At 70.6% G+C, this 21,768-nt stretch carries 17 protein-coding genes; 9 read left to right on the top strand and 8 right to left on the bottom strand.

Features of this window, described 5'->3' with window-relative positions; translation table 11 throughout:
• Positions 1-133: 133 nt before the first annotated feature.
• Entirely contained in the window at positions 134-472 is a 339-nt protein-coding gene (locus C5H89_RS04240; RefSeq protein ID WP_162799203.1) for a hypothetical protein, read from the bottom strand.
• 20 nt (positions 473-492) lie between these two features.
• Complete coding sequence (locus tag C5H89_RS04245) at positions 493-1,272, bottom strand: enoyl-CoA hydratase-related protein (protein WP_104105888.1); 780 nt, start codon at positions 1,270-1,272, stop codon at positions 493-495.
• A 53-nt stretch (positions 1,273-1,325) separates the two neighbouring features.
• On the opposite strand from C5H89_RS04245, the gene glgX reads away from it, so the two are divergent.
• Positions 1,326-3,488, top strand: coding sequence for a glycogen debranching protein GlgX (gene glgX, locus C5H89_RS04250; RefSeq protein WP_240181698.1), 2,163 nt, complete (start codon positions 1,326-1,328; stop codon positions 3,486-3,488).
• A gap of 83 nt (positions 3,489-3,571) precedes the next feature.
• Positions 3,572-4,096 carry a DoxX family protein gene (locus C5H89_RS04255; RefSeq protein ID WP_104105843.1) on the top strand — a complete coding sequence of 175 codons (525 nt, stop codon included), beginning with the start codon at positions 3,572-3,574 and terminating at the stop codon, positions 4,094-4,096.
• A 28-nt stretch (positions 4,097-4,124) separates the two neighbouring features.
• Here C5H89_RS04255 and glgP read toward each other — a convergent pair whose 3' ends face one another.
• A complete protein-coding gene (gene glgP / locus C5H89_RS04260) occupies positions 4,125-6,707 on the bottom strand; it encodes an alpha-glucan family phosphorylase (protein ID WP_104105844.1) in 2,583 nt (860 codons plus the stop codon).
• Positions 6,708-6,844: 137 nt separating this feature from the next.
• Here glgP and C5H89_RS04265 point away from each other — a divergent pair, with 137 nt between their 5' ends.
• From C5H89_RS04265 to ppdK, 6 genes are all read left to right on the top strand, one after another.
• On the top strand, positions 6,845-8,815 hold the full coding sequence (locus tag C5H89_RS04265; protein ID WP_104105845.1) for a maltotransferase domain-containing protein: 1,971 nt from the start codon (positions 6,845-6,847) through the stop codon (positions 8,813-8,815).
• 14 nt (positions 8,816-8,829) lie between these two features.
• Positions 8,830-10,557 carry a maltose alpha-D-glucosyltransferase gene (treS, locus tag C5H89_RS04270; protein WP_240181702.1) on the top strand — a complete coding sequence of 576 codons (1,728 nt, stop codon included), beginning with the start codon at positions 8,830-8,832 and terminating at the stop codon, positions 10,555-10,557.
• Positions 10,554-11,960, top strand: coding sequence for a hypothetical protein (locus C5H89_RS04275; protein ID WP_104105847.1), 1,407 nt, complete (start codon positions 10,554-10,556; stop codon positions 11,958-11,960). Before treS ends, C5H89_RS04275 begins: the two co-directional genes overlap by 4 nt.
• Positions 11,957-13,837, top strand: a complete 1,881-nt coding sequence (glgB, locus tag C5H89_RS04280) for a 1,4-alpha-glucan branching protein GlgB (RefSeq protein WP_104105848.1) — start codon at positions 11,957-11,959, stop codon at positions 13,835-13,837. Before C5H89_RS04275 ends, glgB begins: the two co-directional genes overlap by 4 nt.
• A 70-nt stretch (positions 13,838-13,907) precedes the next feature.
• The gene (locus C5H89_RS04285; RefSeq protein ID WP_104105849.1) at positions 13,908-14,660 is read left to right on the top strand and encodes an NUDIX hydrolase; all 753 of its coding nucleotides are present in this window, start codon (positions 13,908-13,910) and stop codon (positions 14,658-14,660) included.
• Positions 14,661-14,712: 52 nt separating this feature from the next.
• Positions 14,713-17,370: a pyruvate, phosphate dikinase gene (gene ppdK, locus C5H89_RS04290; RefSeq protein ID WP_104105850.1), complete on the top strand. Its 2,658-nt coding sequence runs from the start codon at positions 14,713-14,715 to the stop codon at positions 17,368-17,370.
• A 10-nt stretch (positions 17,371-17,380) separates the two neighbouring features.
• Here the strand turns inward: ppdK and C5H89_RS04295 are convergent, their stop codons facing one another.
• Both C5H89_RS04295 and C5H89_RS04300 read right to left on the bottom strand, forming a co-directional pair.
• Positions 17,381-18,316, bottom strand: a complete 936-nt coding sequence (locus tag C5H89_RS04295; protein ID WP_104105851.1) for a tetratricopeptide repeat protein — start codon at positions 18,314-18,316, stop codon at positions 17,381-17,383.
• Positions 18,317-18,392: 76 nt separating this feature from the next.
• Positions 18,393-19,601, bottom strand: coding sequence for an acetyl-CoA hydrolase/transferase C-terminal domain-containing protein (locus tag C5H89_RS04300; protein ID WP_104105852.1), 1,209 nt, complete (start codon positions 19,599-19,601; stop codon positions 18,393-18,395).
• Positions 19,602-19,755: 154 nt separating this feature from the next.
• On the opposite strand from C5H89_RS04300, the gene C5H89_RS04305 reads away from it, so the two are divergent.
• Positions 19,756-20,499 (top strand): SDR family oxidoreductase, encoded by a 744-nt coding sequence (locus tag C5H89_RS04305; protein WP_162799204.1) that lies wholly within the window; start codon positions 19,756-19,758, stop codon positions 20,497-20,499.
• Between the two features lie 16 nt (positions 20,500-20,515).
• Here C5H89_RS04305 and C5H89_RS04310 read toward each other — a convergent pair whose 3' ends face one another.
• Genes C5H89_RS04310 through C5H89_RS04320 form a run of 3 tightly spaced genes read right to left on the bottom strand, consistent with a single transcriptional unit; the run spans position 20,516 to position 21,733 of the window.
• The gene (locus tag C5H89_RS04310) at positions 20,516-21,004 is read right to left on the bottom strand and encodes a MarR family transcriptional regulator (protein ID WP_104105854.1); all 489 of its coding nucleotides are present in this window, start codon (positions 21,002-21,004) and stop codon (positions 20,516-20,518) included.
• Positions 21,004-21,528, bottom strand: coding sequence for a PH domain-containing protein (locus C5H89_RS04315; RefSeq protein ID WP_104105855.1), 525 nt, complete (start codon positions 21,526-21,528; stop codon positions 21,004-21,006). The genes C5H89_RS04310 and C5H89_RS04315 overlap by 1 nt, the downstream gene beginning before the upstream one ends.
• A 34-nt stretch (positions 21,529-21,562) precedes the next feature.
• Entirely contained in the window at positions 21,563-21,733 is a 171-nt protein-coding gene (locus C5H89_RS04320) for a hypothetical protein (RefSeq protein ID WP_162799205.1), read from the bottom strand.
• Positions 21,734-21,768: the final 35 nt, after the last annotated feature.

Below are 21,768 nucleotides of genomic sequence, written 5' to 3' on the forward strand. Positions count from 1 at the left end.
ATCGTGACTGTAGTCACTCGTGGTGCCCATCGACGGGAAGAGCCAAACCTTCGACGTTTCGTTGCACCGCTCACGCTCAGGGTGTGCAAGTTCCGGGCGACACCGGTCGCGCGTCGCCGCAGGCCTGCCCTGCTCAGGGACGCGTCAGGCGGTCCAGCACCCGGCCGATGGCCAGCCACGCGACCGCCGCGAGTCCCCAGTTCAGCAGCGTGCTCCGGATCAGGGCCCGCTCCCCCGAGAACTGCCCCAGCCCGGTATGCCGGTCGAGGACGTGCAGGTCTGCCCTGTCGGCTCCCGAGAGCACCAGGGAGACGAGGTAGTGGTCCTCGCTCGCCCGCAGCGCCACCAGCAGGGCACCGCACGCCATCAGGTTCGCGGCCAGCGCGCACGCGATCCACAGCAGCTGGGCGACCCGCCCCCGCGTCGCCGCCACCACGGGTCGGGCCCTGACCTGCTGCTGCTGAGTTGTCACGCGTCGGCCCCTCTGTCGGATCAGCGGCCGACGAACTCGGCCTTGCCAGGTCCCCGTTCAACGAACGACCCCATGCCGAGGGCACGGTCCTCGGTGGCGAAAAGCGCCGCGAACTGCTGGCGCTCAATCTCCAGACCCGTCTCCAGGTCGACCTCGAGGCCGCGGTCGATGCTCTCCTTGGCGGCCCTCAGCGCGAACGGGGCACCCTTGACGAACTGGCTGGCCCACGCGACGGCCTCGACATAGACCTGGTCCGCGGGCACGACCCGGTCCACCAGGCCGATCGCCAGCGCCTCGTCCGCCTTGACGAACCGTCCGGTGAAGATCAGGTCCTTGGCCTTCGAGGGCCCGACCAGCCGAGCCAGCCGCTGCGTGCCACCGGCGCCGGGGATGATCCCCAGGAGCACCTCGGGCTGGCCGAGGACGGCGTCCTCAGCCGCGATGCGCACGTCCGCGCAGAGCGCCAGCTCGCAGCCGCCACCCAGGGCGTAGCCGGTGACGGCGGCCACGACGGGCTTGGGGATCTTGGCCACCGCGGTGATGGCGGACTGGAGACCTCCGGAGCGCTTGACCATGTCGGTGTGCGACATCTGGGCCATCTCCTTGACGTCCGCACCGGCAGCGAAGACCCGCTCCCCGCCGTAGACGACGACGGCGCGCACGTCGTCGCGGTCGGTGGCCTCGGTCGCAGCGGCCCGGATCTCCTCCTGGACCTGCTGGTTCAGGGCGTTCATCTTGGGGCGGTCGAGCCGGATCGTGCCGACGCCGTCAGTCACCTCGAGGTTCACGAACTCGCCCATCACCACTCCTTGGTTCCTCGGTTGCGCGGTCCCCGTGACCCTAATCGGCGACAATGAGGACCGTGACACCGGGAATGTGGGACCACGAGCACGAGACCACCGACGTCTGGCCCGGCAGAAACTGGCCGCTGGGCTCGAGCTGGACCCCCGAGGCCACGAACTTCGCCGTCTACGCACCCCAGGCCACCCGGGTCTGGGTGTGCCTGTTCGACGACGACGGCGTCGAGCACCGCGTCGAGCTGCTCGAGCAGTCGCTGGGGGTGTGGCACAGCGCGATCCCGGCGGTCCCGGTGGGCACGGCGTACGGCTATCGCGCGGACGGGCCCTGGCTCCCCTCCGAGGGCCTGCGCTTCAACGCCGCCAAGCTCCTGCTCGATCCCTATGGCCAGGCTGTGTGCGGTCAGCTCGCGAGCCACCCGGCGGTCTTCGGCTACCTGACGGACGCGCCCACCCAGCGCAGCGAGCTGGACTCCGCGCCGTACGTGCCGCGCAGCGTGGTGGTCCACGACTCCTTCGACTGGGGCGGGGAGGTCCCGCTCCGTCGCCGGTGGCGCGACACGGTGATCTACGAGCTGCACGTCAAGGGCATGACCGCGCTGCACGACCGGGTGCCCGAGGAGCTCCGCGGCACGTACGCCGGCCTGGCGACGCCCGCGGTCACCGACTACCTGCGGGACCTCGGCATCACGGCCGTGGAGCTGCTGCCCGTCCACCAGTTCGTCTCCGAGCCGGCTCTGGCCGCACGCGGCCTGGTGAACTACTGGGGCTACAACTCCATCAACTTCTTCTCTCCCCACAACGCCTACTCCGCCAGCGGCGACCGCGGGCAGCAGGTCACCGAGTTCAAGCAGATGGTCAAGGCGTTCCACGACGCCGGGCTCGAGGTGATCCTGGACGTGGTCTACAACCACACCGCCGAGGCCGGCCCCCTGGGCCCGACCCTGAGCTTCCGGGGACTCGACGACCTGGGCTACTACCAGCGCGTGGTCGACGCGGACGGCCGGCCGCAGCGGCCCGACACCTACTGGGACGTCACCGGCTGCGGCAACACCGTGGACGCCACGCACACCCAGTCGCTGCGGATGATCCTGGACTCGCTGCGCTACTGGGTGAACGAGATGCACGTCGACGGCTTCCGCTTCGACCTGATGTCCGCCCTGACCCGCACCAACCAGACCGTCGACATGGGCAGCCACCTGCTGACCGCCATCGGCCAGGACCCGGTGCTGCGCCACGTCAAGCTCATCGCCGAGCCGTGGGACACCTCCATGGACGGCTACCGGGTCGGTGAGTTCCCGCCGCCCTGGGTCGAGTGGAACGACCAGTTCCGCGACACGATGCGCGACTTCTGGGGAGGACAGAGCAGGGGGATCCGCACCGTGGCGACGCGGCTCGCCGGCTCCAGCGACCTCTACGCCGACGACGGACGGTCGCCGTACGCCTCGGTCAACTTCGTCACCGCCCACGACGGCTTCACCTTGCGCGACCTGGTCTCCTACGAGCGCAAGCACAACGAGGCCAACGGCGAGCACAACGCCGACGGCAGCGACAACAACCGGTCCTGGAACTGCGGTGTCGAGGGCGAGACCGACGACCAGCGCGTGGTCGCGCTGCGCCGCCGCCAGGCGCGGAACCTGATGACCACGCTCTGCCTCAGTGCCGGGGTGCCGATGCTCACCGCGGGTGACGAGCGTGGGCGGACCCAGCGCGGCAACAACAACCCCTACGGCCAGGACAACGAGACGTCCTGGATCGACTGGCGTCCCGACGACGCGTGGCTCGACGTCTACGAGCACACCAAGACCGCCCTGCGCCTGCGGCGTGAGCACCCGGCCCTGCGCCAGCGGCACTGGTTCGAGGGGCGGCCGGCGATCCGCGGCGGCGCCAAGGACCTCGCGTGGCTGCACCCGCAGGGTCGGGAGATGTCGACCGAGGACTGGTACGACGAGTCGATCAGGGTGGTGGGGATGTTCGTCTCCGGCAACCCGCTGCGCTCCCCCGGCCCGCGCGGCGAGCAGCTGCACGACAAGTCGTTCGTGGTGTGGCTCAACAGCGAACCCGAGCCTGTCGAGGTCACCTTCCCCGAGAACCAGTGGGTCCAGGAGGGCGAGATCGTGCTCTCCACCGACACCGACAACCCACCCGGGACCCTGGTCACCGCGGGGCAGACGGTGCGACTGCAGGGGTGCTCCGGCGTGGTGGTGCGCCAGACCTGAGCAGCAGTCCGGGGTGCCGCCGCCAGCAGGGCACGCCGCCGATGACAGGTGTGCTGGCCAGCCTGACGGGGTAGGCATGGGTCATGGCCATCTCACGACTCATCGCCCGTCCCCTGCTCAGCACCCTGTTCGTCTACGGCGGCTACCACGCGGTCAAGAGCCCCGACGCCCTGGTCGCCAAGGCGAGGCGCGTCACCGACCGTCTGGTGCCGCTCGCCAAGGCGCAGGGCATCCCGATCCCCGAGGACCCGGCGACGCTGGTCCGGATCAACGGCGCGGTCCAGGTGGGCGCCGCGGCCATGCTCGCCACGGGCCGCGCCCCCCGAACCTCAGCCGCCGTGCTCGCCGCCTCCCTGGTGCCCACCACCGTGGCCGGTCACCCCTTCTGGGAGGACAGCGACCGCGCCGCACGAGCCCAGAACAAGATGCAGGTCGCCAAGAACCTGAGCCTGCTCGGCGGGCTGCTGCTCGCCGCGGTCGACACCGAGGGCAAGCCGGGAGTCGCCTGGCGTGCCCGGCGGGTCGCCCGAGACGCACGTCGTCAGGCCCGGCACCTCGCCCACGACGCGAAGCTGGAGGCGCGGCTCGCGGCCAGGTCGATCCGCTGACCTGGCCCCGCCAGCGCAGCTGCGCAGCCTAGGGCAGCGCCACGAGTCCCAGCTCCGCGACCGAGGCGAGCACGTCGTTGCGGGGCACCACCCGGACCGTGTAGCCGAAGGACCCGGAGTGGTCCAGGGGCAGCTCGGCGTCGAACCGGTGCCGCCCGTCCTCGTAGGACTCGGTCACCGACATGGGCAGCACCGAGGTCTGGGCGATCACGTCCTCGGCTCCGGTGCGGCCGTGCACGACCTGCACCTCCACGTCCTGCGGCGAGAGTCCGTCCAGGGCCACGAAGGCACGCACGGTGAGGGTGTCCCCCACCTCCGGGGTGTCGCCCTGGCCGTGGGACTCCACGTGCTCCACGTGCACGCCACCCCAGGCGGCGGTCACTCGCTGCTTCCACGCGGCCAGGTCGCGGGCCCCGGAGTAGTCCGCGTTGAGCCGGCGTGCGGTCCGGGCCGCGGGGGCGTAGAGCTCGATGACGTAGTCGCGCACCTGGCGGGTGGCCAGCACCTTGGGCCCGAGGGACTTGAGGGTGTGCCGCACCATCTCCACCCACCGGGTCGGCACGCCCTCCTCGTCAACGTCGTAGAAGCGGGGCGCGACCTCGTGCTCGATCAGGTCGTAGAGGGCGGCGGCCTCCAGGTCGTCACGCCGGTCGCCGTCCTCGATGCCGTCGGCCGACGGGATCGCCCAGCCGTTGTTGCCGTCGTACCACTCGTCCCACCAGCCGTCGAGGATGGAGAGGTTGAGGCCGCCGTTGAGGGCGGCCTTCATGCCCGAGGTGCCGCACGCCTCGTAGGGCCGCAGCGGGTTGTTCAGCCACACGTCGCAGCCGGGGTAGAGCGGCTGCGCCATCGCGATGTCGTAGTTGGGCAGGAACGCGATGCGGTGCCGCACCTCGGGGTCGTCGGCGAAGCGCACCATCTCCTGGATCAGCCGCTTGCCGCCGTCGTCCGCCGGGTGCGACTTGCCGGCGATCACCAGCTGGATCGGGCGGTCGGGGTCCAGCAGCAGCCGCTTGAGCCGGGCCGGGTCGCGCAGCATCAGCGTCAGCCTCTTGTACGACGGGACGCGGCGGGCGAAGCCGATGGTCAGCACGTCCGGGTCGAGGGCGTCGTCGATCCATCCGAGCTCAGCGCGGGTGAAGCCGCGCTTGAGGCTGGAACGGACCAGCCGGGCCCGGGCGTCATCGACCAGTCGGGCGCGCAGCGTGCGCTTGAGGTCCCAGATCTCCCGGCCGCTGACCGCATCGACCATCGGCCACAGCGCGTCGGTGTCGTCGCCGTCGACGTCCGCGCCCCGTGCGGCCACCAGCTCGAAGATCTCTCGCGCGATCCAGGTGGGGCCGTGGACCCCGTTGGTGATCGAGCCGATCGGCACCTCGGCCTCGTCGAAGGCGGGCCACAGACCGTTGAACATCCCCCGTGAGACCTGCCCGTGCAGCTGGGAGACGCCGTTGGCCCGCTGGGCCAGCCGGAAGCCCATGACGGCCATGTTGAACACACCGGCGTCGCCGCCCTCGTAGTCCTCGGCCCCGAGACCCAGGACCCGGTCGACGGGGACCCCCGGCGCCGGGGAGGAGCCGCCGCCGAAGTACTGGTCGACCAGGGTCCGCTCGAACCTGTCGATCCCCGCGGGCACCGGCGTGTGCGTGGTGAACACGGTGCCGGCGCGGCAGACCTCCAGCGCGGTGTCGAAGTCGAGCTGAGGTCCCTCAGGTGCAGCAGTGAGCTCGCGGATCCGCTCGATCCCCAGGAACCCGGCGTGGCCCTCGTTGGTGTGGAAGACCTCCGGCTCGGGGGCGCCGGTCAGCCGCGACCAGGTGCGCAGCGCGCGGACCCCGCCGATGCCCAGCAGCAGCTCCTGCCGCAGGCGGTGCTCGGAGTTGCCGCCGTAGAGCCGGTCGGTGACGTCGCGGTAGTGCTGGGGGTTCTCCTCGATGTCGGAGTCCAGGAGCAGCAGCGGCACCCGGCCCACCGAGGCCACGAAGATCCGGGCCAGGAGGTCGGGCCCGTCCGGCAGCGCGATCGAGACCATGGCCCGGGAGCCGTCCGCCTCGCGCAGCATCCGCAGCGGCAGCTCGTCGGGGTCGAGCACCGGATAGGTCTCCTGCTGCCAGCCGTCACGGGAGAGCGACTGCTTGAAGTAGCCGTGGCGGTAGAGCAGTCCCACCCCGGTCAGCGGGATGCCGAGGTCCGAGGCGGCCTTGAGGTGGTCTCCGGCCAGGATGCCGAGACCACCGGAGTACTGCGGGAGCACGGCGGTGATGCCGTACTCGGGTGAGAAGTAGGCGATGGAGCGGGGCGCCTCGGCTCCGGCGCGGCGGGCGTACCAGCGCTCACCGGAGAGGTACTCCTCCAGCGAACGGCGAGCCTCGGCCACCGAGGTCCGGAAGGCGTCGTCGGCGGCCAGCTCGGCCAGCCGCTCCCGGCTGACCACGCTGAGCAGCCGCACCGGGTCGTGGTCGACCTGCTGCCACAGGGCGGGGTCCACGGCCCGGAACACGTCCTGGGTCGGCGGATGCCAGGACCAGCGCAGATTGCCGGCCAGCACCCCCAGGTCGGAGATCGCCTCGGGAAGGACAGGACGGACGTTGAATCGTCGAATCGCTCGCACCCACGTGACCGTAGGGCATTTTCTTTGATCGATCCAACAAAAGCCGTGCTCGGCCAGTGGTACCCACTCGGACAGGTGCTGAATCCTGGGGGTACCCCCGCTTGCGCAGCGCCGGAACGGTCAGCAAGGGTTGCCCCATGGTCGGACGAATTCCAGTGATGTCGGTACACCCTGTGGTGGACCTCGGCAGGCTCCCCGCGAAGGCAACAGTGGGCGAGCCGCTGCCGGTGCGCGCCGTCGTGTTCCGAGAGGGGCACGACAAGCTCGGCGCGGAGGTCGTGCTCGTCGACCCCGACGGCGTACGCCGTCCGCCGAGCCGCATGCAGGCGCACCCGGAGGTCCCGGACCGCTACGACGCCGAGGTCGTGCCGGACGCCGTGGGCTCCTGGTCGTTCGAGATCCAGGCCTGGTCCGACCCGTGGGCCACCTGGCGCCACAACGCCGGCGTCAAGGTCCCGGCCGGCGTCGACGTGGAGCTGATGTTCACCGAGGGCCGTCTCCTGCTGGAGCGGGCCGCCGGGTTCGCCGGTCTGGACCGGGCCTCGAAGACCGCCATCAAGGGCGCCCTGCAGGCCGCGGCCGACACCGAGCGGCCCGTCGAGGCGCGTCTGGCGGTGCTGGAGTCCCAGGAGCTGGACGCGGTCCTGCAGGCGCACCCGCTGCGCGACCTGGTCACCGTCGAGGGCCCCTACCCCCTCTTCGTCGACCGGGCTCGCGCCCTGTGCGGCAGCTGGTACGAGTTCTTCCCGCGCTCCGAGGGTGCCTCCGTCGACGAGGTCACGGGCAAGGTCCGCAGCGGCACCTTCCGCACTGCGGCCCAGCGCCTGGACGCGGTGGCCGAGATGGGCTTCGACGTCATCTACCTGCCACCGATCCACCCCATCGGCGAGGTCAACCGCAAGGGACCCAACAACACCCTCACGCCCGGTCCCGACGACCCGGGCTCACCCTGGGCGATCGGCAGCAAGGACGGCGGCCACGACGCGATCCACCCCGAGCTGGGGACGCTGGAGGACTTCGACGCCTTCGTCGCCCGGGCTCGCGAGCTCGACCTGGAGGTGGCCCTGGACCTGGCCCTGCAGGCGGCACCGGACCACCCCTGGGTGACCTCCCACCCGGAGTGGTTCACCACCCAGGCCGACGGCACCATCGCCTACGCGGAGAACCCGCCCAAGAAGTACCAGGACATCTACCCGATCAACTTCGACAACGACTCGGTCGGCATCTGCCGGGAGGTGCTGCGCATCGTGCGGCACTGGATGTCGCACGGGGTGCGCATCTTCCGGGTCGACAACCCGCACACCAAGCCGCTCGCGTTCTGGGAGTGGCTGCTGCGCGAGGTGCGTCGTACCGACCCCGACGTGGTGTTCCTGTCCGAGGCGTTCACCCGCCCGGCGATGATGCACGGCCTGGGCGCGGTGGGCTTCCAGCAGTCCTACACCTACTTCACCTGGCGCACCGCGAAGTGGGAGATCGAGGAGTACCTGCTCGAGGTCTCGCACGAGAGCGACCACGTGATGCGGCCGAACTTCTTCGTCAACACCCCCGACATCCTGCCGGCGTTCCTGCAGTACGGCGGTCCCGCTGCGTTCAAGATCCGCGCCGCGCTGGCGGCCACCGGCTCGCCCTCCTGGGGGGTGTACGCCGGGTACGAGCTGTACGAGCACGTCGCGGTCAAGCCCGGCAGCGAGGAGTACCTGGACTCGGAGAAGTACCAGATCCGGATCCGCGACTGGGAGGGTGCCGAGCGTGAGGGCCGCACCCTGGCGCCGTACCTGCGGCAGCTGAACGAGATCCGGCGCGCGCACCCGGCGCTGCAGCTGCTGCGCAACATCAGCATCCACTCCTCCGACGACGAGAACGTGCTGGTCTTCAGCAAGCGCCGCGACGACGACGTGGTCCTGGTCGTCATCAACCTGGACCCGCACGCCACCCGGGAGACCATGGTCCACCTGGACATGCCGGCGCTGGGCCTGGGCTGGCACGACTCCTTCATCGCCTCCGACGACCTCACCGGCGACGAGTGGAGCTGGAGCCAGCACAATTACGTCCGCCTCGACCCGGGGCACCAGCCAGCACACATCATCACCGTGAGGAGTCCCCGTTGAGCGAGACCGGTTCCATCGAGGAGCGAGGTGCCACCAACGACTTCGAGGACACCAGCTCGACGGCCGAGCAGCCGGACTGGTTCAAGACCGCGGTCTTCTACGAGGTGCTCGTCCGCTCGTTCCGTGACTCCAACGGCGACGGCATCGGCGACTTCCGCGGCCTGATCGAGAAGCTGGACTACCTGGCGTGGCTGGGGGTGGACTGCCTGTGGGTGCCGCCGTTCTTCACCTCGCCGCTGCGCGACGGTGGCTACGACGTCGCCGACTACACCAACATCCTGCCCGAGTGCGGCACCGTGGAGGACTTCCACGACTTCCTCGACGAGTGCCACCAGCGCGGCATCCGGGTGATCATCGACTTCGTCATGAACCACACCAGTGACGCCCACCCGTGGTTCCAGGCCAGCCGCAACGACCCCGACGGGCCGTACGGCGACTTCTACGTCTGGTCGGACACCGACGAGCTCTACGAGGACGCGCGCATCATCTTCGTCGACACCGAGCCCTCGAACTGGACCTTCGACCCGGTCCGCGGCCAGTACTACTGGCACCGGTTCTTCCACCACCAGCCCGACCTCAACTTCGACAACCCCGCGGTGCAGCAGGCCATGCTCGACGCCATGGGCTTCTGGCTCGACATGGGCCTGGACGGGTTCCGGCTCGACGCCGTTCCCTACCTCTTCGAGCGGCCCGGCACCAACGGCGAGAACCTCCCCGAGACCCACGACTTCCTCAAGGTGTGCCGCCGCTTCGTCGACGAGAACTACCCCGGCCGAGTGCTGCTGTGCGAGGCCAACCAGTGGCCCAGCGACGTGGTCGAGTACTTCGGCGACCCCGAGGTCGGCGGCGACGAGTGCCACATGGCGTTCCACTTCCCCGTCATGCCGCGCATCTTCATGGCCGTGCGCCGGGAGTCGCGGTTCCCGATCTCGGAGATCCTCGAGCAGACGCCCGCGATCCCCGAGAACTGCCAGTGGGGCATCTTCCTGCGCAACCACGACGAGCTGACCCTGGAGATGGTCACCGACGAGGACCGCGACTACATGTGGGACGAGTACGCCAAGGACCCCCGCATGAAGGCCAACATCGGCATCCGCCGCCGGCTGGCGCCGCTGCTGGAGAACGACATCAACCAGATCGAGCTGTTCACCGCTCTGCTGCTGTCGCTGCCCGGCTCCCCGGTCCTCTACTACGGCGACGAGATCGGGATGGGCGACAACATCTGGCTCGGCGACCGCGACGGCGTCCGCACGCCGATGCAGTGGACCCCGGACCGCAACGCCGGCTTCTCGGCGGCCACCCCCGGCAAGCTGCACCTGCCGACGGTCCAGGACCCCGTCTACGGCTACCAGTCGGTCAACGTGGAGGCCCAGCTGGCCAACTCCTCCTCGCTGCTGCAGTGGACGCGCCGGATGATCCACGCCCGCCGCCAGCACCCGTCGTTCGGGCTCGGGGACTTCACCGACCTGGGGGGCTCCAACCCCACCGTCCTCTCCTACGCCCGCTCCCACACCGACGCCCAGGGGAACCGCGAGGTCATCCTGTGCGTCAACAACCTCTCCCGCTTCCCCCAGCCGGTCGAGCTCGACCTGCGTCAGTACGAGGGCATGGTCCCGGTCGAGATGCTGGGCGGTGTGCCGTTCCCGGCCATCGGCGAGATGCCCTACCTGCTGACCGCGGGTGGGTACGGCTTCTACTGGTTCCAGCTCACCGAGCCGATACACGAGGAGGGGCACGCATGAGCGCACACGAGGACCTCATGTCACTGCTGAGCGGCGCACGCTGGTTCGGCGGGAAGGGGCGCCAGGCATCCGTGACGGGCACCCGCCGCCTGGGCGTGGTGCCAGGCGACGGACCCTCGGTGGTGATCGACCTGGTGCAGGTGGAGTACCCCGACGGCGGCGGGCCGGACCTCTACCAGGTGCCCCTCTCCCTCTACGAGCACCCCCAGGAGCGTCTGGACCACGCCCTGGTGGGTGTCTGGGAGGACCCGGACTTCGGGTGGGTGCACGCCTACGACGCGCTGCACGACCGCGACGCCATGGCGCTCTGGCTCCACTCGTTCGCCGCGGAGCCGGCCCCCCAGGGCGACCTGCTGTTCCACCGGGTGCCCGGTCACGAGCTGGACCTGGAGGCGCACTCCACGCTGTTCACCGGCGAGCAGTCCAACTCCTCGGTCCGCTTCGGCGAGGACGCGGTGCTCAAGGTGTTCCGCAAGGTCACCCCGGGGGTGAACCCCGACATCTCCATCCACGAGGTGCTCACCCGGGCCGGGTCCGACCACGTGGCGGCCCTCTACGGCTGGCTCGACGTGGTCGACGCGGAGTCCGACGCCGTGATCCAGCTGGCGATGCTCCAGCAGTTCCTGCGCACCGCCAGCGACGGCTGGGAGCTGGCGCTGGCCAGCGTCCGCAACCTCTTCGCCGAGGGCGACCTGCACCCCGACGAGGTCGGTGGCGACTTCGCCGGGGAGGCCGCCCGTCTGGGGGTCGCCCTGCACGAGACCCACCAGGTGCTCGCCGAGAACTTCCCCCGGCTCCAGCGAACCCCCGAGGAGATGGCCGAGCTGTCCGCCACGATGCACCGGCGGCTGGACGAGGCCCTGGGGGTCGTGCCGGAGCTCCAGGCGTACGCCGACCGGTTGCGCCAGACCTACGACGCGGTCGCGGGCCTGCGCGACGTGACGGTCCAGCAGGTCCACGGAGACCTCCACCTGGGCCAGACCCTGCGCACCGTCAGGGGCTGGAAGATCGTGGACTTCGAGGGCGAGCCCGCGCGCCCGCTGGCCCAGCGGATGCTGCCGGACTCGGTCTGGCGCGACGTGGCCGGAATGCTGCGCTCCTTCGACTACGCACCGCGCGCCACAGCCATGACCTACCCGGCCAGCGAGGGTGCCGAGCAACGCGCATACCGGGCGCGGGAGTGGTCGGCGCGCAACCGCGCTGCCTTCCTCGATGCCTACCACGAGGGCCCGGTGACCGGTGAGGACCACGTGCTGCTGACGGCGTACACGGCCGACAAGGCGGTCTACGAGGTGCTCTACGAGGCCAGGAACCGGCCCAGCTGGCAGGGCATCCCCCTGGCCGGCCTGGAGCAGCTGGCCGCCCACGACCTGAACCCCGAGTCGAACGGAGAGACCTCATGACCGGACCCGGCGAGCTCGACATCCACCTGATCAACGAGGGCCGCCACGAGGACCTGTGGCAGGTGCTGGGAGCTCACCTGGTCGACGACGGCACCACCTTCTCGGTGTGGGCGCCGAACGCCCGCGAGGTGCAGGTGATCGGCAGCTTCAACGACTGGGACGGGGCCAAGACGCCCCTCGCGGCGATCGGCTCCTCCGGCGTGTGGCACGGCATGGCACCCGGGGTGGGCAACGGCGCCCAGTACAAGTTCCGGATTCTGAGCGCGGACGGCGTCTGGCGGGAGAAGGCCGATCCGATGGCCTTCCACACCCAGGTGCCCCCGGAGACCGCCTCGGTGGTCTTCGAGTCCGACTACACCTGGAACGACCAGGAGTGGCTGCGCCAGCGCGCCGAGCGGCGCCACGTGGACGAGCCGATGTCGATCTACGAGATGCACCTGGCCTCCTGGCGGCGGCACCCCGACGGCCGGATCTACACCTGGTCCGAGATCGCCGACCAGCTCGTGGACTACGTGCGCGACCTCGGTTTCACCCACGTGGAGCTGATGCCGGTGATGGAGCACCCCTTCGGCGGCTCCTGGGGCTACCAGGTGACCTCCTACTTCGCGCCGACCTCGCGGATGGGAGACCCCGACGGCTTCCGGCTCCTGGTCGACCGGCTGCACCAGGCCGGGATCGGCGTCATCGTGGACTGGGTCCCGGCCCACTTCCCCAAGGACGACTTCGCCCTCGCCAGGTTCGACGGCACCCCGCTCTACGAGGACCCGAACCCCTCCCGCGGCGAGCACCCCGACTGGGGCACCTACGTGTTCAACTTCGGCCGTCGTGAGGTGCGCAACTTCCTGGTCGCCAACGCCCTGTACTGGCTGGAGGAGTTCCACGTGGACGGCCTCCGGGTGGACGCGGTGGCCTCGATGCTCTACCTGGACTACTCCCGCGAGGCGGGACAGTGGACGCCCAACGTGCACGGCGGCCGCGAGAACCTCGAGGCGGTGCAGTTCCTGCAGGAGATGAACGCCACCGTCTACGCCCGGGTGCCGGGTGCCATCACCATCGCGGAGGAGTCCACCTCCTGGCCCGGCGTGACCCGGCCGACGTCCGAGGACGGCCTGGGCTTCGGCTTCAAGTGGAACATGGGGTGGATGCACGACTCCCTGGCCTACGTGGAGAAGGACCCGCTGTACCGCAGCCACCACCACGGCCAGCTCACGTTCTCCCTGGTCTACGCCTGGTCGGAGAACTTCGTGCTGCCGATCAGCCACGACGAGGTCGTGCACGGCAAGGGCTCCCTGCTGCGCAAGATGCCCGGGGACCGCTGGAAGCAGCTGGCGAACCTGCGGGCCTACCTGGCGTTCATGTGGGCCCACCCCGGCAAGCAGCTGATCTTCATGGGCACCGAGTTCGCGCAGGAGGCCGAGTGGGCCGAGGCACGCGAGCTCGACTGGTGGCTGCTGGACCACCCCGAGCACCGCGGCGTCCACGACCTGGTGCGGGACATGAACCAGGTCTACCGCGAGTCCCCTGCGCTGTACGGCCGGGACAACTCGCCGGAGGGCTTCGCCTGGATCGACGCGCACGACGCCAACCGCAGCGTCTTCAGCTTCGTCCGCCGCTCCCCCGACGCCGAGGACCTCGTCTGCGTCGCCAACTTCTCCGCGGTGCCCCACGAGGGCTACCAGCTCGCGCTGCCCTCGGCCGGCACCTGGGACGAGGTGCTCAACACCGACGCCGAGGGCTACACCGGGTCCGGGGTGGGCAACCTGGGCCGGATCGAGGCGGCGGCGGAGCCGTTCGGCGGGCAGCCCGCCAGCGCCACGATCGTGGTGCCTCCCCTGGCCACCCTCTGGCTGCGGCGCCAGCCGGCGGCCCGGCCCTAGGGCGCGCGGGGCCTGTGGACGCCGCGACGGCTCGGCGGCCGGCTGGTGCGTCCTCGGTAGGGTTGGCGCCGTGACCGATCCGATCAGCGTGACCGTCGTCGCGCCCGGCGTGGTACGCCTGGCGTGGACGCCCGACCACACGATCGACGAGGTACGCCGCGAGGTGGCGTCCGCGCTGCTCACGCACCCCCGGGTGGAGGTTCTGGTCGCCCCCGAGGACCAGTCCGCGCAGCGCACCGCGACCTGGTCGGGGATGCACCGCGAGGGAGTCCGCCGCGGCGTCGAGGCCGACGGGCGGTCCGGTGACCGGATCGTCTACGCCCGTCTCGCCACCGACCAGCCGGTCGGTGAGCCGGGCGGGTTCCGGGCCCTGCTCAACTCCTTCCTGCCCCGCAAGCGGGCGATCAGCCAGATGCTCATCCGGGACGAGTCCGACCGGGTCCTGCTCTGCCAGCTGACCTACAAGAGCGACTGGGACCTGCCCGGCGGCGTGGTCGAGGTCGGGGAGTCCCCCGCGGTCGCGGTGCGCCGGGAGGTCGAGGAGGAGCTCTCCCTCGACCTGCCCGCGGGCCCGCTGCTGCTCACCGACTGGCTACCGCCGTGGGGCGGCTGGGACGACGCGCTGTGCCTGGTCTTCGACGGCGGCGTGCTGCCCGCCGACGCACTGGCTCGGGTGGTGCGCCAGGAGCGCGAGATCGCCGCCGTCCGCTTCTGCACCGTCGAGGAGGTCCGCGCGCGGGCCGCCGACTTCACCGCCCGTCGGGTCGAGGCCGCACTCGCCAACCTCGGCGGCGGACCGGCGTACACCGAGTCGGGACGCTAGAGGCGGCCGCGCCCTCCCTGCGCCGCGGGGCGGATGGGTGTTGGATGGACCCATGGCATGGGTGACGAACTTCGGTCAGGGCAGCAAGGAGCAGAAGGACCTGCTTGGTGGCAAGGGGGCCAACCTCGCGGAGATGACGAACCTGGGGCTGCCGGTGCCGCCGGGTTTCACCATCTCCACCCAGGCCTGCCGCGCCTACCTGGGTGAGGGCGGCGCACCCGAGGGACTGGTCGAAGAGGTGACCCAGCACCTGCGGGTCCTGGAGCGCACCATGGGCCGCACCCTGGGGGACGCCGACGAGCCGCTCCTGGTGAGCGTGCGGTCCGGGGCGAAGTTCTCGATGCCGGGGATGATGGAGACCGTCCTCAACATCGGTCTCAACGACGACTCGGTGCGTGGCCTGGCCGAGCGCAGCGGCAACGAGCGGTTCGCGCAGGACTCCTACCGCCGGCTGCTGCAGATGTTCGGGTCCACGGTGCTGCACGTGGACTCCGAGCACTTCGCCCGCGCCCTGGACGAGGCGAAGTCGGCCAAGGGCACCACCGCGGACCTCGACCTCGACGCCGCGGACATGACCGAGCTGGTGGCGAGGTTCAAGACGATCATCTCCGAGCAGACCGGGGCCGACTTCCCCCAGGACCCTCGCGACCAGCTCGACCTGGCCATCCACGCCGTCTTCGACTCCTGGAACACCGACCGGGCGCGCCTCTACCGCCGTCAGGAGCGGATCCCCGAGGACCTCGGCACGGCCGTCAACGTGCAGACCATGGTCTTCGGCAACTTCGGCATGGACTCCGGGTCGGGGGTGGCGTTCACCCGCGATCCCGCCTCCGGCAACCAGGGGGTGTACGGCGACTACCTGCAGAACGCCCAGGGCGAGGACGTGGTGGCCGGCATCCGGAACACCGTCTCGCTGGCCGACTTCTCCGAGATCGACCGCCGCTCGCACGACGAGCTGCTGGAGATCATGGCCACCCTCGAGCGCCACTATCGCGACATGTGCGACATCGAGTTCACCGTGGAGGAGGGCAAGCTCTGGATGCTGCAGACCCGGGTCGGCAAGCGCACCCCGGAGGCGGCGTTCCGCATCTCCCAGCACATGGTGGACGAGGGCATGATCGACGCCGACGAGCAGCTGCGCCGGGTCACCGGCGACCAGCTCGCCAGCCTGATGTTCCCCCGGTTCGACGCCTCCGCCGAGCGTGAGCTGATCGCTCGCGGGATGAACGCCTCCCCCGGCGCGGCCGTCGGCAGGGCCGTCTTCGACTCGGTCGCCGCCGTGGAGTGGGCCGGGCGCGGCGAGCCGGTGATCCTGGTGCGCAAGGAGACCAACCCCGACGACCTGTCCGGGATGGTGGTCGCCGAGGGCATCCTCACCAGTCGCGGCGGCAAGACCAGCCACGCGGCCGTGGTGGCCCGGGGCATGGGCCGCACCTGCGTGTGCGGGGCGGAGAGCCTCGACGTCGACGTCGAGGCGAAGCAGGCGCGCATCCGCGACGGCGGGGTCATCAATGAGGGCGACACCATCTCGATCGACGGCGCGACCGGTGAGGTCTTCCTCGGGGCGGTCCCGGTCTCGCCCTCCCACGTGGTGCGGCACTTCGAGGGCGAGGAGGTCGCCGAGCACGTGGTGACCGCCGTCGCCAACGTGATGAAGCAGGCGGACTCCCGGCGCCGGCTGCGGGTCCGGGCCAACGCGGACACCCCGGAGGACGCCGCACGGGCGCGCAGGTTCGGCGCCGAGGGCATCGGGCTGTGCCGCACCGAGCACATGTTCCTGGGCGAGCGACGCACCCTGATCGAGCGCCTGATCGTGGCCGAGGACCGGACCACCCAGCTGGAGGCGCTCGACGCCCTGCTCCCGCTCCAGCGCGAGGACTTCAACGGCATCCTGGAGGCGATGGACGGACTGCCGGTGACGATCCGGCTGATCGACCCACCGCTGCACGAGTTCCTGCCCGACTACACCGAACTGTCGGTGAAGGTCGCGCTGGCCGAATCCCGCGGCGAGGTCGACGAGCACGACCGGGTGCTGCTCGACCACGTCCGCAGGCTGCACGAGCAGAACCCCATGCTGGGCCTGCGGGGCGTCCGGCTGGGCATCCAGATCCCCGACCTGTTCCTGATGCAGGCTCGCGCGATCCTCCAGGCTGCTGCGGACCGGGTCGAGGCCGGCGGTCACCCGCTCCCGGAGATCATGGTTCCGCTGGTGGCCAGCGTGAGGGAGTTCGACGTGGTCAAGCGCGACATCCTCGCAGTGGCCGAGGAGGTCCAGGCCGAGCGCGGGGTGCGGGTGGAGTTCAAGCTGGGCACGATGATCGAGCTGCCGCGGGCGGCGTTCCTGGCCGACCGGATCGCGAAGTCGGCAGAGTTCTTCTCCTTCGGCACCAACGACCTGACCCAGATGGCCTGGGGATTCTCCCGCGACGACGTGGAGTCGGCGTTCTTCTCCAAGTACTTCGACCACGGGATCTTCGACGTCTCCCCGTTCGAGTCCCTGGACCAGCTCGGCGTGGGCGGCATGGTCGCGATGGGCACCGAGAAGGGTCGCCAGACCAAGCCCGACCTCAAGGTGGGCGTCTGCGGCGAGCACGGTGGCGACCCGGTCTCGATCCACTTCTTCGACCGCACCGGCCTGGACTACGTCTCCTGCTCGCCGTTCCGGGTGCCGGTGGCCCGCCTCGAGGCCGGTCGCTCCGCGCTGGGCTGAACGCCCCGCCTCAGAACAGGGCGGAGGCGAGGTTCTGCCGACCCCGCAGCACCCGGGGGTCGTCGTTGCCCACAGCCGCGAAGAGCCCGAGCAGGTGGTCGCGGGCGCGGGTGCGCTCGTCCCCGGCCGTACGGCGGACCAGCTCGACCAGTCGGGTGAAGGCGTCCTCGACGTGACCGCCGAGCATGTCGAGGTCCGCGACCAGGGTCTGGGCATCGACGTCGTCCGGCGCTTGGGCAGCCGCAGCCCGCGCCGAGTTGAGGTCCACGCCGGCCGTGCGCTGCAGGACCCTGGCCATCGCCAGGCCGGCGGCGGCCTCGAGGTCCGCAGGGTTGGCGTCGATCAGCTTCTGGTACTCCGCGACCGCACGGTCCACGTCCCCCTCCCCCAGTGCGTCCTGCGCCGCGGCGTACCGGGGGTCCACCTCGTCGAGGTCGACACCCTGCACGGCGGCGGCGTCCCGCGGCTGGTGCCGCTCGACGATGCCCTGCGTGGTGAGCTGCTGGACCACCTGGGTGAGGGCGGTGCGCAGCTCCTCCCGGGGCAGCACGTCCTGGAAGAGCGGCATCGGGCGACCCTCGATCACCGCGACCACGAGCGGGATCGACGGGATCTGCATGGCCTGGGCGATCTGCGGCGCGGCGTCGATGTCCACCAGCCCCACCAGGAACCTGCCCTCGAACTCGCCCGACAGGGCTCGGAGGTCGTCGGCGAGCTGCCCGCTCTCGGGCATCCGGGTGTGGGAGTAGAAGACCAGCAGCACCGGGGCCGTCATGGAGGACTCCAGCACCTGCTGGAAGTTCTGCTCCGTCACCTCGACCGCGTAGGCACTGGAGCCGGCGTCGGGCTGAGGCGTCGAGCCGGCCCCGGCGGCGGGGGCCGGGGCGGGTCGCTTGAGGGCGGAGAGGTCGATGGCTCCGGGACGGGAGAACGGACGCTGCGTCATGGGCACATTGTCGCGGATCGCTCCACACCGCGCATCCCGGCCCCTGGCGGGCGGACCACTTCGGACCTGCGTCGCCTCAGGCCAGACCGAGTCCCGCCGCCTCCTCCCACAGCTCCTCGCGCACCGAGGGGTGAGCCGCCTGCTCGATCAGGGCGCGCGCCTGCTCGCGCTGGTCGTGGCCGAAGACCTGGGCCACCCCGTTCTCGGTCACCACCGCGCTCATCTGAAACGAGGTGACCGGCTCGTCGACGAGCGGGACGATCGTGGAGCAGTCCGCCTTCGGGTGCCACGACTTCAGGGCGATCAGCGCCTGTCCGCCCTGGCTGTGCAGCGCACCGACGATGAAGTCGGTCTGGCCCCCGAAACCGGAGTGGATGCGGGCGCTGATCCGAGACGCGTTCGCCTGGCCGAACAGGTCGACCTGCAGCGCCGTGTTGATGCTGGTCATCCGCGGGTTGGCGGCGATCCGGGCAGGGTCGTTGGACACCTCGGTGCGCAGCATCTCGATCCGCTCGTTGCCGTCCACCCAGTCCAGCAGCTCGGCCGAGCCGAAGAGGAAGGAGGAGCGGATCGGCATGGCCTGGTCCAGCGCCCCGGCCAGCTCCAGGGCCAGCACGCTGTCGGAGAACATCTCGGTCCAGATCTGCAGCCCTCTGCGCCCCACCAGGCCCCTCATGCTGGCGTCCGGCACCGCGCCGATGCCGGCCTGGAGGCACGAGCCGTCCGAGACCCGGTCCGCCACCCGGGCACCGATGAGCGCGTAGTCGTCGTCGATCCTGCCCGGAGGAGCGGTGGGCAGCGGACCGTCGGCCGGGATCATCAGGTCGATCTGGTCCACCGGGACGAGCGCCGCCCCGCCGGTCCACGGCATCTGCCGGTTGACCTGGGCCACCACCCGTCCCCCACGGGCGCGCGCGGCCTCGATGGCCGCCGGCATCACGTTGACCTCGACCCCCAGGGAGACGTACCCGTTGCGCGGCTCGGTGGTGTGCACCAGGACCAGGTCCGGCGGCTGGGTGCTGTGGAACAGGCTGGGGACCATGGAGAGCCGGCACGGGACGTACCGCAGCCGGGCGCTGCGGCGCTGCCCGGGCCCCACGAAGGAGGTCTCCAGCTCCACCCCGGGCCGGTCGGGCAGACCGTGCTGGCCGTTGAGCGCCCACAGTCGGTAGGAGTCCAGCTCGGCGTCGACCAGTCCCAGCACGTGCCAGGGCGTCGCATGGTTCCCGGTCACCACGATGCGGGGGATGGCGGGCAGGGCGGAGAGCACGTTCGTCAGGGTCACGGGGCCATTGCATCAGGTCTGTACCGCACCTTCACAGCGACTCCGATTCCTGATAGAAACCTCTCACCCACATTCGCTGCCGCGCACGTGGGTCACCCGTTTTCCGCGCAGGCCTGAGCAACCCGCGCGAGGGACTTCCTGGAGGGGATGTCGTGTGATCGACGTCGGATTCGACTTCACCGGCCGGCACGTGCTGGTCACCGGAGGGACACGTGGCCTCGGACTGGCCGTGGCGCAGGCCTTCCTGGACGCAGGGGCCCGGGTGTCCATCACCGGGACCAAGATCCTGCCGTCGCTCTACGACGCCGATCTCAGCCGTTTCGAGTACCACCAGCTGCGCCTGGCCAGCAGTGACGCGATCGAGTCGTTCGTGGAGCGCATCGGTGCGCTCGACGTGCTGGTCAACACCGCCGGCGCCCGCCTCTCCACCGACCTTGCCGAGCACGAGCGGGAGTTCCTCTGCCACTCCGCCCGCCTCGGGTTCGTCGGCCCGCTGCGGCTGACCCAGCAACTGAGACCGCGACTGTGCGCCTCGCGCGCGCCGGGCGGCGGTGCCGTCATCCACGCCGGGTCCACGGCGAAGTGGCTCGAGCTGACCCAGACCCCGGCCGACGCCGAGGCGGAGCTGGTGGCCCAGACGTCGCGAACCGGTCGCGCCTGGCAGCGCCTCGGCTGCCGGGTCAACATGGTGCTGCCTCCCCCGCGGTTCAGCGTGCCGCACCAGCAGCGCGGGCACTTCTCCTCCTACGCCACCACCGGGGACAGTGCTCTCCTCACCCGCCCGCGGACCGCCTCCGGTGTCACGGCGGAGCAGATCGCCTCGGTCATCCTGTTCCTGGCCAGCGGGGGAGCCGCCGCGGTCAGCGGCCAGACGATCCGCACCGACGCCACGCGCTGAGGCGCAGGCGCGCGGCTCAGAAGTCGCCGGCGTCCTCGCGGACCGGCCGCAGCAGCGCACTGACCTCGCGGAGCTGGTCCCGACTGAGCACGCCAAGTCCGAAATCGGCCGAGACCAGGTCGTCCGTCGCGGCCACCACGAGCCGGCGTCCGGCGTCGGTGATCTCCGCCAGCACCGTCCGGCCGTCCTCGGGATGGGGCCGGCGCGCCACCAGCCCGGCCACCTCGAGACGCCGCACGATCGAGGTGACGGAGGTGGGGTGGACCTGGAGCCGCTCCCCCATCTTGCCCAGCGGCAGCGAGCCGCGCGAGGAGAAGACCAGCAGCACCAGTGCCTCGTAGCGGGCGAACGTGAGCCCGTGCGGCCGCAGCAGCCCGTCGAGACGGGACAGCACGATCTGCTGGGCGCGCATCAACGAGGTGACCGCGTGCATCGCGGTGACACCCTCCCAACGGGCCTCCCACTGCCGGGCCGCCTCGTCGATGGGGTCGAACGGCAGGGACATCAGTTGGCGACCCTCGGCCCCCGGAGGCCGGCCCGCTGGACGACCCGCTGGATGGAGTGGTCACGCTCGTTGGCCCGTCCGACGAACTTGATGTCGCGAAGCCCTTGCTCCTGGGCTGCGGACTCGAAGCAGAAGTGGCCGTATCCCAGCACCCGCCCCAGGAACGGCTTGCTCACGGTGATGTCGAGGATCCGCGACAGCGGCATGGTCGCCTGCTGCCGGGAGAACACCCCGTGCACGCGAAAGACCCGCATGTTGGTGATGACGAAGCGGTCCATGTGCTCTCTCATCGCCAAGAAGGTGCCGTGCAGCCCCAGGGCGGCCCCGAGCAGGAACGGCAGCCAGGCGATGTCCGGGTCCAGGAACAGCATGCCCACCAGCAGCGCGGCGGCGCCCGCGAGCTCCAGCGAGGCCCGGACGTACGCCGCCCAGTGGTGCCGGACCTCGTCGACGACGACCTCGCCCTCCTCGCGCAGCAGGTGCTGCCCGATGTCAGGGTCGGTGAACCACGAGGTCAGGCCCATGCCCGGTCCGTCGCAGCGCCAGCGCGAGGCTGGGTCACGTGAGCGCCCCGAAGAAGTTGATCAGGGCCCGGAAGAGCTCGGTGGTCAGCTCCCACGCCTGGCCGGCGCCCGACTTCGCAGCCTCGGCGAGTCCACTGGGGTCGGTGAACATCCAGAAGCCGAGGAACACCACGACCAGCACCAGGATCAGTTTCTTGGCTTTCACGTCCGAGAACTCCATCCACGTCAGGCCACAGGATG

The organism is Nocardioides sp. 616 (assembly GCF_002930065.1).
GTDB lineage: Bacteria > Actinomycetota > Actinomycetes > Propionibacteriales > Nocardioidaceae > Nocardioides > Nocardioides houyundeii.